At 65.5% G+C, this 13,650-nt stretch carries 7 protein-coding genes; all 7 read left to right on the forward strand.

Going from position 1 to position 13,650, the window contains the following annotated elements; all coding sequences use genetic code 11:
• The first annotated feature begins 254 nt into the window (after positions 1 to 254).
• From glgA to HNO52_RS15725, 7 genes are read left to right on the forward strand one after another with little or no spacing between them, the layout of a single operon-like run.
• A complete protein-coding gene (glgA, locus tag HNO52_RS15695) occupies positions 255 to 1,874 on the forward strand; it encodes a glycogen synthase GlgA (RefSeq protein ID WP_197566173.1) in 1,620 nt (539 codons plus the stop codon).
• Entirely contained in the window at positions 1,871 to 3,685 is a 1,815-nt protein-coding gene (gene treZ, locus HNO52_RS15700) for a malto-oligosyltrehalose trehalohydrolase (protein ID WP_197566174.1), read from the forward strand. Before glgA ends, treZ begins: the two co-directional genes overlap by 4 nt.
• Positions 3,682 to 5,799 (forward strand): 4-alpha-glucanotransferase, encoded by a 2,118-nt coding sequence (gene malQ / locus HNO52_RS15705; protein WP_197566175.1) that lies wholly within the window; start codon positions 3,682 to 3,684, stop codon positions 5,797 to 5,799. The genes treZ and malQ overlap by 4 nt, the downstream gene beginning before the upstream one ends.
• Positions 5,792 to 8,584: a malto-oligosyltrehalose synthase gene (gene treY / locus HNO52_RS15710; protein ID WP_197566176.1), complete on the forward strand. Its 2,793-nt coding sequence runs from the start codon at positions 5,792 to 5,794 to the stop codon at positions 8,582 to 8,584. The genes malQ and treY overlap by 8 nt, the downstream gene beginning before the upstream one ends.
• Before the next feature lies 1 nt (position 8,585).
• Positions 8,586 to 9,305 (forward strand): DUF2934 domain-containing protein, encoded by a 720-nt coding sequence (locus tag HNO52_RS15715; protein ID WP_197566177.1) that lies wholly within the window; start codon positions 8,586 to 8,588, stop codon positions 9,303 to 9,305.
• A gap of 54 nt (positions 9,306 to 9,359) precedes the next feature.
• On the forward strand, positions 9,360 to 11,564 hold the full coding sequence (gene glgX, locus HNO52_RS15720) for a glycogen debranching protein GlgX (RefSeq protein ID WP_197566178.1): 2,205 nt from the start codon (positions 9,360 to 9,362) through the stop codon (positions 11,562 to 11,564).
• Positions 11,565 to 11,620: 56 nt separating this feature from the next.
• Positions 11,621 to 13,648 carry an alpha-1,4-glucan--maltose-1-phosphate maltosyltransferase gene (locus HNO52_RS15725; RefSeq protein ID WP_197566179.1) on the forward strand — a complete coding sequence of 676 codons (2,028 nt, stop codon included), beginning with the start codon at positions 11,621 to 11,623 and terminating at the stop codon, positions 13,646 to 13,648.
• The last annotated feature ends 2 nt before the right edge of the window (positions 13,649 to 13,650 follow it).

A 13,650-nucleotide genomic window follows, 5' to 3' on the forward strand; every position in this document is an offset into this window, starting at 1 on the left:
TCTATAAGCCATATATAAAGATTTAACTCTGATAGAGAACTCTTTATCGAGCACCGTTTCGCCTTCGATACTTTACCCAAGTTATGTGATTACTTTCCTTCGCCGAAGTAGGCTTCATCGACTATACCTAGGCAACATCACCTTTTGCTTACGACTCCCCTCGCGGCTAGGAAAGCCCGAAAGTAGGCGAATCAAGCAGTCGAAGGTGTCAGAAGGGCAGCGACATCATTGCCGATACAGGGAGGTCAAAAACTATGGGCAATGTAGCACTGAAGGGTTTCGATTCAGCTACAGAAAGTGACAGATCCGGTCATAGTCATGCAATTGCCAGCGTTTTGACGCTGGAGGATCCCGAAATTGCGAGGCGGGGCCACGCCCATCGCAAGCCGCCAGGAACGGGCACCTCGAGCCATCCATCGCAACGCATCCTGTTCGTGACTCCCGAAATCGCCGATTTCGTCAAGGTCGGGGGGCTCGGCGATGTCTCTTCGGCGCTGCCACGGGCGCTAGCAGCCCATCACGACATTCGCATCCTTCTTCCGGCGTACCGAGAGGTGTGCAACTCGCCACTGGACATCCGACGCGTCGGCCACTTGCCGGCCCGGGCAGACCTCCCGGCCTGCGATGTGGGCGAAATGACTTGCGCCGACGGATTGGTGATCTACGTACTGCTCTGTCCCGAGCTTTATGAACGCGAGGGAGGGCCCTACGGAACCGGGCCGGGAGGCTACGGCAGCGGAGGCTGGGACGACAACGACATCCGCTTCGCCCGCTTGTCGCTGGCTGCCGCCGAAATCGCAGCCGGTAACGCTGGGCTCGACTGGCTGCCCCAGTTGCTGCACCTCAATGATTGGGCTTGTGGCCTGGCGCCGGCCTACCTCGCCTGGCTGGGGATCAAAGTACCCAGCGTGTTCACGATCCACAATCTGGCGTATCAGGGCCTGTATGACAAGACACGCTGCGCGGCACTGGGGATTCCCGAATCGGCATTTCATATCGATGGGGTCGAATACTACGGCAAGCTCTCTTTCATGAAGGCGGGCATCGTCTTCGCGTCACACGTGACCACCGTGAGCGCGACCTATGCCCAGGAGATCACTACCCCCGAGTTCGGCTGTGGCCTGGAAGGACTATTGCTCTGCAAGGCAGAGCAGGGCCGACTGAGCGGAATCCCCAACGGCATCGATGACTCCTGGGATCCACGCACCGACGCCCACCTGGTCCAGGCCTTCTCGGCCAACGACTGGCGCGGCAAGCGAGCCAATGCCGACTACGTGCGCCATCGCTTCGGGCTGGCGCCCAGTTCCGGTCCGCTGTTCGCCATGGTGTCGCGCATGGTGCACCAGAAAGGCGTCGACCTGGTCATCGAGGCGGCTCCCAGCATCGTCCAGGCTGGTGGCCAGTTGGTCTTCATCGGCAGTGGAGAACACCGCGTGGAGGCCCAGTTGGATCGGCTGGCGGAGCGCTACCCGGGCGCCGTGGGGGCCTACATCGGCTTCGACGAGGAGAAAGCACGCTGCATCTATGCGGGCAGCGACTTTCTTCTCATGCCGTCGCGCTTCGAGCCCTGCGGTCTCAGCCAGATGTACGCGCAGCGATTCGGCTCCTTGCCCATCGCTCACCGTACCGGCGGTCTGGCCGATACCATCGAGGATGGCGTGACCGGGTTCCTTTTCGACGAGGTCAGTCAGGCCAGTTTCATGCAGGCGATTCAGCAGGCCTTCTCCGTCTATCACTCCACGGAGTTGTTCTACGCCATGCGTCGGGCAGCCATGACCGGACGCTATCACTGGCGCCAGTCGATCGCCCCCTATACGCGACTCTATCAAAAGATCAGCGAAGAAGCCGGTGTGGAGGTGCCAGCGTCGGGATGAACGAAGCAGAGCGATTCCAGTACACGCTTGGCGCCCAGGTGATGGGGCCGGAGTGGACCCAGTTCGCACTGTGGGCGCCCAGTGCCAGCCGGGTCGAGCTCGAAGTCGAGGGTCTCGATGCCATTGCCATGACCCACGCTGGCGAAGGGCGCTTCGTCGGCGAGGCGCCCTGCGATCATGGCGCCCGCTACCGCTATCGCGTTTATCTCGACGATGCGGTGCAAGGCCTCGCCATACCCGACCCCGCTTCCCGCGCCCAGGCTGGCGGTATCGAAGGGATGAGCGTGGTGGTCGATCCCTATCGCCATGCCTGGCGCCATGCCGACTGGCGGGGTAGCCCCTGGCAAGAGACGGTGCTCTACGAGCTGCACCTGGGCACGCTGGGCGGCCTGGCGCAGGCGCGCCAGTGGCTGCCCTATCTGGCCGAGCTCGGCATCACGGCAGTCGAGCTGATGCCAGTGGCGGTCTTCCCCGGCGCGCGCAACTGGGGCTACGACGGCGTGCTGCCCTACGCCGTGGACGAGACCTACGGCGCCCCCGAAGCACTCAAGGCTTTCGTCGACGACGCCCATGGCCTCGGTCTGATGGTTTTTCTCGACGTGGTCTACAACCACTTCGGTCCGGACGGCAACTATCTGCCGCGCTATGCCGGCGCCTTCTTTCGCGGCGATCGCCAGACCCCCTGGGGGCCGGCAATCGATTTCCGCCAGCCCATGGTGCGCCGCTTCTTCATCGAGAACGCCCTGATGTGGCTCGATGAATACCGCCTCGATGGCCTGCGCTTCGATGCGGTGCATGCCATCGTCGAACGCGACTTCCTGCTCGAGATGGCCGAGGCCCTGCGCAGCCACATCGATCCGCGACGCCACGTGCATCTGGTGCTGGAAAACGAGCACAACGACGCCGAACTGCTCGGGCCAGGGCGCTTCACGGCGCAGTGGAACGACGACTGGCACAACGTAATGCACGTGCTGCTCACCGGCGAGAGCGAAGGCTACTACGGCGACTTCGCCGAGGCCGCGACGCAGAAGCTGGCACGCTGCCTGGGAGAGGGTTTCATCTTTCAGGGAGACGCAACCCGCCAGGGCACGCCCCGCGGCAGCCCGAGCGCTCACCTACCGCCGACGGCCTTCGTCGCCTTTCTGCAGAACCACGACCAGATTGGCAACCGCGCCATGGGTGAGCGTCTGACCCTGCTCGCCGAAAGGGAGACATTGGCAGCCGCCACGCTGACGCTGCTGCTCTCGCCCATGGTGCCGCTGCTGTTCATGGGCGAGGAGTGGGCCAGCGAGCGTCCCTTTCTTTTCTTCACCGATCACCGCGACGAATTGGCTGCGGCCGTGCGCGAAGGCCGCCGGGCGGAATTCGCCGCGTTCGGCGCCTTTCAGGACCCTGACCTGCGCGCCACCATTCCCGACCCCAACGACGCTGCCACATTCGAGGCCTCTCGGCCCGATGTCGAGGCACGTGATAACGCCCTTCATGCCGACTGGCTGGCCTTCGTCCGCCACCTGCTGGCGATCCGCCACGCCGAAATCGTGCCGCGCCTGGATGGCGCCCGCGCCCTGGGCGCAGAAGTTCTCGACGACGGCGCCGTCGTGGCCCGCTGGCAGATGAGCGACGATACTCAACTGGTCATCGCCATGAACCTGAGCGAGCGGCCCGCCGCCACCAGCGCTTTCGGCGTCGGACGACACCTGTACGAGACCCGCGAGGGCGCGGCTATCGCCACCGAGAGCGGCAGTTTGCCGGCGCGCTGTGCTGTGGCCTGGCTGAGGTCGGGTCCCGGGGACGAGGAGATCAGTGCATGAGCGAGAAACGCTTGGCGCAATTGGCCGATGCCGCCGGCCTGATCCTCGAATGGGAAGACAGCGAGGGACGTCGTAAGCGGCTCGACGCCACCACCCAACGCAAGCTGCTCGCCCGGCTCGGCTATCCTGCCGACAGCCCGGACGAGCTCGCGGCGAGCCTGGAACGACTGCGGGTTCCCGCGTCACCCGAGCAGTGGCCGCCGTTGATCACCGCCGAGCGCGGCACCGCCACCGAGCTGCCGTCTGCGCTTGCTGCCGGCACCGAGTTTACCCTGCATCTCGAACAGGGCGACCTGTTGCACGATCGACTCGACAAGCGCGGCCGCCTCCCTCCGATCGGGGTAGCCGGCTACCATCGCCTACAGGTCGCCAATCGCGAGGTGACCCTGGCCGTGGCCCCGCCGCGCTGCTATACCCCGGCCGATGCCGAGGGTAGCGAAGCGCCGCGCCTGTGGGGCCTGGCGGTACAGCTCTACGCCCTGCGCCGCCCCGGCGACGGCGGTCTTGGCGATGTCCTGGCATTGGAGCAACTGGTGCGGCACGCCGCCCAGGCCGGCGCCGCGTCGCTGGCCGTGAGCCCGATGCACGCCATGTTCAGCGCCGACGTCACGCACTACAGCCCCTATTCGCCATCGAGCCGGTTGCTCTACCACGCACTGCACGCCGCCCCCGAGGCACTGCTCGGCGAGGCCGCGGTCGCAGCGGCCGTCGATCGCTGCGGCCTGGGCGAGGTCAAGGCACAGCTGGAAGCGCAGGAACTGATCGATTGGCCCCGTGCGGCAGAGACCAAGCTCGCCTGGCTGCGCGCCCTCTTCGACGAGCTGATGCAGCGCGAAGACAGCGACGCACGGCGAACCCGCCAGGCACTCTCGGCTTTCCGTGAGGCGGGCGGGGCCATGCTCGAGAATCACTGTCGCTTCGAGGCGCTGATGCAGCACCTGAGCGAGCGCGACTGGCACCGCTGGCCGGCGGTGTTGCGCGACCCGGCAAATCCCGATGTGGCCCGCTTCGCCGAGGAACATGCGCATGAAATCGTCTTTCACGTCTTTCTGCAGTGGCTGGCCAGCGAAGGACTCGCCCGCGCCCAGACCTCGGCCCGCGAGGCCGGCATGTCGATCGGGCTGATCGCCGACCTGGCCGTGGGGGCCGATGCCGCCGGAAGCCAGGCCTGGAGCCGCCAGGATGAGATGCTCGAGGGCCTGTCGATCGGCGCCCCACCGGACACCTTCAACGTGCATGGCCAGGATTGGGGGCTCGCCCCCTTCTCGCCTCAAGGGTTGGTACGTTCGGGCTTTCGCAGCTTCATCGACATGTTGCGCGCCGGTTTCGCCCATGCCGGAGGGCTTCGTATCGACCATGTGCTGGGACTCATGCGCCTGTGGCTGGTGCCTCATGGCGCTGCGCCCACCGAGGGAGGCTACGTGCGCTACCCGCTGGCCGATCTGCTGCGGCTGGTGGCGTTGGAGTCCTGGCGTCACCGCGCCATCGTCATCGGCGAAGACCTGGGCACCGTCGCCCCGGGCTTTCGCCAACAGTTGGCACGCCACGGCATCCTCGGCATGCGTGTGCTGTGGTTCGAGCGCGACGAGGAAGGCGACTTTCTGCCACCGGGCAAGTGGTCGCACGACGCCATCGCCACCAGTTCGACCCACGACCTGCCCACCCTGGCCGGCTGGTGGGCAGGGGGCGACATCGAATGGCGCAGCCGCTTCGGCCTGCTGGCCGACGACCGGGATGCCGACGACGAGCATGCCGAGCGCCGTGTCGAGCGGTCGCGACTGGTTCGTGCGCTGCATCTGGTCGATGACCACGTGCCGGAGTCGCCGCTCGACGCTGCCGCCCTGCCCGCCTCGCAGGTGCTCGATGCCTGCGTGCGCCAGCTAGGGCTCACGCCGGCACCGCTCACGCTGCTACCTTTGGAGGATGCCCTGGGGCTGGAAGAGCAGGCCAACCTGCCAGGCACGCTCGACGAGCATCCCAACTGGCGGCGGCGCCTGCCGGACGACGCCGAACGTCTGCTCGCCTCGCCCGAAGTGGCAGGTCGCCTGACTGCTCTCGCCAAGGCTCGCCGGCAAGCTCGCCAAGACGCCCAGGGAGGGGCAAACGATGAGTGAGATTCGCGCCACCGTTCGCCTGCAATTCCACCGCGGCTTTACCCTCGACGATGCCGCGGAGTGGGTGGGCTACTACGCCCGGCTCGGCATCAGCCATGTCTACGCCTCGCCTTTACAGATGTCGCGGGCCGGCTCACCGCACGGCTATGACGGCATCGATCCTACCCGCATCGACCCCGAACTCGGCGGCGAGGCAGCGCTGGAACGTCTGGTCGCACGGCTGCGGGAACACGACATGGGCCTGATCCTGGATATCGTGCCCAACCATGTGGCGGTGGGCGGCTCGCAGAATCCGTGGTGGCAGGACGTGCTTGCCTGGGGCCAGGCGAGCCCCTACGCCGAATACTTCGATATCGATTGGCACTCGGCCGACCCACGGCTGGCCGGCAAGCTGCTGCTGCCCTTCCTCGGAGAACCCTATGCCGAGGCGCTGCATTCGGCCGACCTAGTGCTGCGCCACGACCCTGATACGACGAGCTTCCACGTCGCCTATCACGAGCACCGCTTTCCGCTCGACCCATGTCGCTACGGCGATGTGCTGCGTCTTGCCGAGCACGCGACATTGTGGTACCTGGCGCCACGCTTCGACGCCCTGCAGCAACGCGACGACGCCTACACCGCTGTCGCCGAGTGCCGCCGAGAATTGCGCCAGGCGCTCACGGAGCCGTCGGCTCGGCAGGCGCTCATGCAGGCCTTGGCGCTGTTCGACGGCACCACCCGGGGCGGCGCCATCCGCCTGCATGACCTGCTCGAGCGCCAGCACTACCGCCTGGCGTGGTGGCGTAGCGGTGCCGACGAGATCAACTGGCGGCGCTTCTTCGACATTACCGAACTTGGCGGGCTGCGCATCGAGCAGCCGGAGGTGTTCGAGGCGGTTCACGCCTTGCCGCTGCGCCTGGTGGAGCAAGGCTGGATCGACGGCCTGCGCGTCGATCACGTCGACGGCCTGGCCGACCCGCGCGGCTACTGCCGCCGACTGCGAGCCCGGCTGGGCGAAATCCAGAAACGCCGGCCGCAGGACGCGGTGCGCCACGTGGCAATCTTCGTCGAGAAGATCCTGGCCGGCGACGAAACCTTGCATCGCGACTGGGGGGTCGACGGCACCACCGGCTACGAGCTGATGAACGCAATATCCGCCGTGCAGCACGACCCGGCCGGCGCCGAGCCGTTAGGCGATCTATGGCGCGACGTCAGCGGCCGTGAACCGGACTTTCCCGCCGAGGTGCACCGGGCGCGGCGCGAGGTGCTCTCGTCGCTGCTGAGCAGCGAATTCGAGGCCTGCGCCCGCGCCCTGCATGCGGTGGCCCGCCATTCGCTCGCGAGCCGTGACATTACCCTGGCCGCGGTGCGCCGGGCGTTGACGGCGCTGATCGTGCATTTTCCGGTCTACCGCACCTACGCCGACGACGGCGGCCGCCCCGAGCTCGATGCGCCCTTCTTCGATCAGGCCATGGCCGGTGCCCGCGGCGAGCTGAGCCCGCCCGATGCCAGCGTGCTGGAATGGCTGGAACACTGGCTGGGCGGCGAGGCGCCCGCCGGTGCCGCGGATGCCGAAGAGCGCTGGTTGCGCCAGCGCGCCATCGTACGCTTCCAGCAGCTCACCTCGCCGGTGGCGGCAAAGGCCGTGGAAGATACCGCCGGCTATCGAAGCGCGGTGCTGATCTCGCGCAACGACGTGGGCTTCGACGGCGAGCACTTCAGCCACTCGCCTCGTCAGTTTCACGCTGCCAACGCCTGGCGGGCGCGACATTTTCCCCATGGGCTGGTCGCGACGGCCACCCACGACCACAAGCGCGGTGAAGACGTACGTGCCCGTCTGGCCGCACTGAGCGAGCGTGCCAGCGGCTTTGCCACACGGGTCGAGCGCTGGCGCGGCCTGGCCGCCCCGCTGCGCCAGGCGCTCGCCGAAGGGCCCGCCCCCGCGCCGGGCGATGAGCTGATCCTCTTTCAGGTTCTGCTCGGCGCCTGGCCGCCCACGCTTCAGCGCGACGACACCGATGCCATGCAGCGCTTTACCGAACGACTGGCCCAGTGGCAGCAGAAGGCGCTACGTGAAGCCAAGCTGCGCACGCATTGGCTGTGGCCCGACGATGCCTACGAGACTGCCTGTCGCGCATACCTTCATGGCGTGCTGGCCACGCCCGAACTGTGCCGTGAACTGGAACAGGCAGCCCGCGAGCTGGACCTACCGGGAGCGCTCAACGGCTTGGCGCAGACGGCGCTTCGTCTGACCGTGCCCGGCGTGCCCGACCTCTACCAGGGCTGTGAATTCTGGGATTACAGCCTGGTCGACCCCGACAACCGCCGCCCGGTCGACCATGTCGCGCGCCAAGCCGCTCTGGAGCAAGACCACGAGCCCGCTGAGGCGCTGGGACATTGGCGGGACGGCAGCGTCAAGCAGGCCATGATTGCCCGCCTGCTGGCACTGCGCCATGCCCATCGCGACCTATTCACCCATGGCGACTACCACCCCGTGACGGTGGAGGGCGAACACGGCGACATGCTCGTCTCCTTTCTCCGCCAACATGGCGACCAGCAGCTGCTGGTGACGGTGCCACGCCTGTGCACGGCACTACTCGAAGGCACCGAACGGCTCCATGTCCCTTCATCGCGTTGGGGCAATACCCGGTTGCGAGTTAGCGAAGAGTCGTGCGCCGCTTGGCAAAGTGCGCTGACCGGTACCACCCTGAGAGTAACGGATGAAAGCCTTGCCGCCGAGGAACTGCTGTCGGCATTTCCCGTCGGTATCCATATACGAAACATGCGCAGGCATAGGGAGAGCTAGGATGGCTAACGAAGAGCGTGTACGGAACCTGGCCTACAAGATCTGGGAATCGGAAGGACGCCCCGAGGGACAGCAGCAGCGTCACTGGGACATGGCACTGCGGATCGTCATCGCCGAAGAGGAAGAAGGCATCGACACCGAGCTCGACGAGGTCGGCGAACCGGTGGATGAACCGCCCATTCTCGAGGACGACCTGCCGCTGGAGGACGACGAGACCGGCATCCAGGAGAATCGACTGCCGCTGGATTCCCCCGACGGTGAACCCGACTTCGACGAACTGCCCTATCGCGACGACCGCGACGTGGCCCAGGACGAGCCGGTACAGGATCGCGCCAGCCCGGGGCCGGCCCCGGACGAGCCCGAGCCCACGGCGGCTTCGACCCGCCCGCTGCCGGCCGAACAGGCCACCGGCACCGGGGCTCAGCAGCAGGATACCGCCAACCGTGGCGGGCCGGATGCCCCGGCCATTTCACCCGAGCCCGGTCCGGGGCCGCTGGAGCCGCTGCCGCCGGAATCGGCCACGGCCAAGCGCGCCCGCAAGCCTCGGCGCGCCGACGATGGCCTGACACAACCCGATGCCGCCGATACGTCACAGGTGCCGGGCAAGACCGCAGCAAGCGGCACCAAGCGCAGCCGTGGCGCAACGTCGAAGACGCCCCCCTCCACCACCAAGAGTGACAACAGCACAGCAAGCAGCAGCCGCACGAAGACGCGCAAATAACGCGAGACGTGATCGGCATGGAACAGGAGACCCACACCATTCAAGGACGAGCTGATGAACGATATGAGGCAGGAGCCGCAACAGACCGAACCCGCCACGACAGCCGAGCCGCCCAGCGTCATCCGCCGCTCGCGGGTTCGTGAGGGCTGGCCGTTCCCATTGGGCGCGACCTGGGATGGGCTGGGTGTCAATTTCGCGCTGTTTTCGGCCCACGCCACCAAAGTCGAGCTGTGCCTGTTCGACGATACCGGCACTCAGGAAGTGGAGCGCATCGAGCTCCCCGAGTTCACCGACGAGGTGTGGCACGGCTACCTGCCCGATGCGCGTCCCGGCCAGCTCTACGGTTACCGGGTGCATGGCCCCTACGATCCAGAGAAAGGGCATCGCTTCAACCCCAACAAGTTGCTGCTCGACCCTTATGCCAAGCAGATCGTCGGCGAGCTGACCTGGGACGAGGCCCTGTTCGGTTACACCATAGGCCATCCCGACGGCGACCTCAGCTTCGATGAGCGCGATAGCGCCCCGTTCATGCCACGCTGCCGAATCATAGACCCCGCCTTCACCTGGGGCCGTGCGCACGGCGTCCAGTTGCCCTGGAACCGAACGCTGATCTACGAGACCCATGTGCGCGGCTACACCATGCGCCATCCGGCGGTGCCGGAAGCGCTGCGCGGGACCTTCTCGGGGCTGATGGTCAACGAGGTGGTCGACTACATCCGCTCGCTGGGCGTGTCGTCAATCGAGCTGCTACCGATCCACGCCTTCGTCGACGATCAACACCTGCTCGAGCGAGGGCTGCGCAACTACTGGGGCTACAACACCCTGGGCTTCTTCGCCCCTCATTCGGGCTATCTCTCGGGCGACAGCATCAGCGAATTCAAGCAGTTGGTGGCCTGCTATCACGCCGCTGGCCTCGAGGTGATCCTCGACGTGGTCTACAACCATACCGCCGAAGGCAACGAACTCGGCCCGACCCTGTCGTTAAGGGGTATCGACAATGCCTCCTACTACCGGCTGTTGCCGGACGAACCGCGCTACTACATCGACGATACCGGCACCGGCAACACACTGAACTTGAGCCACCCCAGGGTGTTGCAGATGGTCACCGACTCGCTGCGCTACTGGGCCACCGAGATGCGCGTCGACGGCTTTCGCTTCGACTTGGCGACGATCCTCGGCCGCGAGCCCCACGGCTTCGACGAGGGCGGGGGCTTCCTCGACTCCTGCCGCCAGGACCCGGTGCTCAGCCAGGTCAAGCTGATCGCCGAGCCGTGGGACTGCGGTCCAGGCGGCTACCAGGTGGGCGGTTTTCCGCCGGGCTGGGCGGAGTGGAACGACCGCTTTCGCGATACCGTTCGGGCCTTCTGGCGTGGCGACGAAGGCCAACTGGCCGAACTTGCCTCGCGTCTGATGGGCTCGGCGGATCTGTTCGATCGACGCGGCCGGCGTCCCTTCGCCTCGGTCAACTTCGTCACCGCCCATGACGGCTTCACGCTGCACGACCTGGTGGCCTACGACGACAAGCACAACGAGGCCAACGGCGAAGACAACCAGGACGGCCACGACCATAACCTGTCGTGGAACCACGGCGAGGAGGGCCCCACCGACGACCCGGCCATCCACTCGCTGCGTCTGCGCCAGATCCGCAACCTGCTGGCCACCCTGCTGGTCTCCCAGGGCACGCCGATGCTGCTCGCCGGCGACGAGCTGCTGCGTACCCAAGGCGGTAACAACAACGCCTACTGCCAGGACAACGAGACCAGTTGGCTCGACTGGAACCTGGAGGGCGACGCCCATGACATGATCGAGTACCTGCGCCGGCTCGTCGAGCTGCGCATGCGCTTCCCCATCCTGCGTCGCGGCCGTTTCCTGTCCGGCGAATACAACGAGGAGATGGGACTCAAGGAAGTGACCTGGCTCACCCCCGACGGCAGCGAGATGGACGTGGCGCGCTGGGAGGATCCCGAAGCGCGCAGCCTCGGCGTGCTGCTGGACGGCCGTGCCCGCCTTTCGGGCATTCGACGCAGCGGCGACGACCGCTCGCTGCTGATCCTGTTCAACGCCAGCCCCGACAAGATCACGTTCCGTTTGCCCGAGGTGCCGCGCGGCGTCGGCTGGGTGTGTCGGCTCGATACCAGCCGCCCCCTCGACGAAGCCCCCCTTTACTGCGCCTTTGGCGACGAACTGGAGATGGAGGAGCGTTCGCTGGTCCTGTTCGAGCTGCTGCAGGAAACCGGCCCCCTGGATATTCAGGCATGAGGGGCGGCCTGAAGGCCAGGTGACTGGCCAAGGAACAAAACAGAAAGGAGCATGCGATGAGTTCAACTCCGTACTCGGCGCCGGTCGCCGACCCGACGCAGGAGCCGGAACAGGGTCATGTCATGGCGGCCATCCATGCGCCTCGCATCGCCATCGAATCGGTGCAGCCGTCACTGGATCACGGTCGCTTCGCCACAAAATCCATCGTCGACGAGCCGATCACCGTCAGGGCGAAGATCTTCGCCGACGGCCATGACACTCTGGCCGCCGCGATCTGCTGGTTCGACACCGAAGGCCACCAGCACCGCGAGTCCATGCATCAGGTTCTGCCGCTGGGCCTGGATAACTTCGAAGGACGCTTCACACCCCGTCATATTGGCACACACCGTTTTCTCATCGAAGCCTGGTGGGACATCTACGCCACCTACCGCCACGAACTTGCCACGAAATACCGGGCAGGCGTGGCGGTCGGACTCGAACTCGAGGAGGGCCGCCGGTTGGTCGTCAAAGCGACGGAGCGCAGCGAAGGCGATCTCAGAGCGGCGCTCGAGGCCACCCATGAGCGCTTCCAACGGCTCGAGTCCGATGCCGAACGGGTTGCCCTGCTACTCGACGGCGATACGGCGAAGCTGATGGAGGCGGCGGATGCACGTCCGCATCTGGTCCGCAGCGACGTGGTCTACGCCGTCGACGTGGAGCGTCTTCGGGCACGTTTCTCGAGCTGGTACGAGCTGTTCCCCCGCTCGGAAACGGACAGCCCGCACCGTCACGGTACCTTTCGCGACGTGCAAGCGCGCCTTCCCATGATTCGCGACATGGGCTTCGACGTCCTCTATTTTCCGCCCATTCACCCCGTCGGGCGCACGCACCGGAAGGGACCCAACAATTCACTTGAAGCAGGGCCGGACGATCCCGGCAGCCCCTACGCCATCGGAAGCAAGGAGGGAGGTCATGAATCGATACATCCGGAACTTGGCACGCGAGACGATTTCCGTGATCTGGTACGCGCTGCAGACGATCATGGCCTGGAAATCGCGTTGGACTTCGCCATCCAGTGCTCGCCCGACCATCCCTGGCTCGAGGAACACCCCGGTTGGTTCTCATGGCGTCCCGATGGGTCTATCCGTTACGCGGAGAACCCGCCCAAGAAATATCAGGACATCGTCAACGTCGATTTCTATGCCGAGGAAGCGATCCCTTCGCTGTGGATCGAACTTCGCGACGTCGTCCAGGGCTGGATCGGTGAAGGCGTAAAGATATTTCGCGTCGACAACCCCCATACCAAGCCACTGCCCTTCTGGGAGTGGCTGATCGGCGATGTTCGCCGCCGCGATCCGTCGGTGATCTTTCTGGCCGAGGCCTTCACGCGGCCCGCGATGATGCTGCGACTCGGCAAGCTGGGCTTCAACCAGAGCTATACCTACTTCACCTGGCGCCATACCAAGCAGGAGCTGACCGAGTACTTCACCCAGTTGCACGAATCGCCGCTGCGCGAGGGCTACCGGCCCAATTTCTTCGTCAACACACCGGACATCAACCCCTACTTTCTGCAGTCCTCGGGGCGGCCCGGCTTCCTGCTGCGAGCAGCTCTCGCTGCCTTGGGGGCAGGCTCCTGGGGCGTGTATTCCGGTTTCGAGCTGTGTGAGGGAGAGCCGGTGCCGGGCAAGGAGGAGTACCTCGATTCGGAGAAGTACGAGATCCGGCCGCGTGATTACACTGCGACCGGCAACATCACCTACGAGATCGCTCAGCTCAACCGCATCCGACGGGAAAACCCGGCGCTGCAGACCCATCTGGGGCTGGCCTTCTACACGATATACAACGATAGGATCCTGCTCTTCGGCAAGCGCACTGAAACGCGAGATAACTTCATTCTCGCTGCCATCAGCCTCGACCCGTTCGAGGCTCAGGAGGGAATTTTCGAATTACCGCTGTGGGAATTCGGTCTGCCCGATGACGCCGGCCTGCAGGGAGAAGACCTTATGAGTGGGCTTCGCTGGACCTGGCACGGCAAGTGGCAATCGCTACGACTCGAACCCTGGCATCAGCCCTTCGCCATCTGGCGCATCCGCCCGATTCATTAGCC

Source organism: Halomonas sp. MCCC 1A13316 (genome assembly GCF_014931605.1).
In the GTDB taxonomy this organism is placed as follows: Bacteria; Pseudomonadota; Gammaproteobacteria; order Pseudomonadales; family Halomonadaceae; genus Halomonas.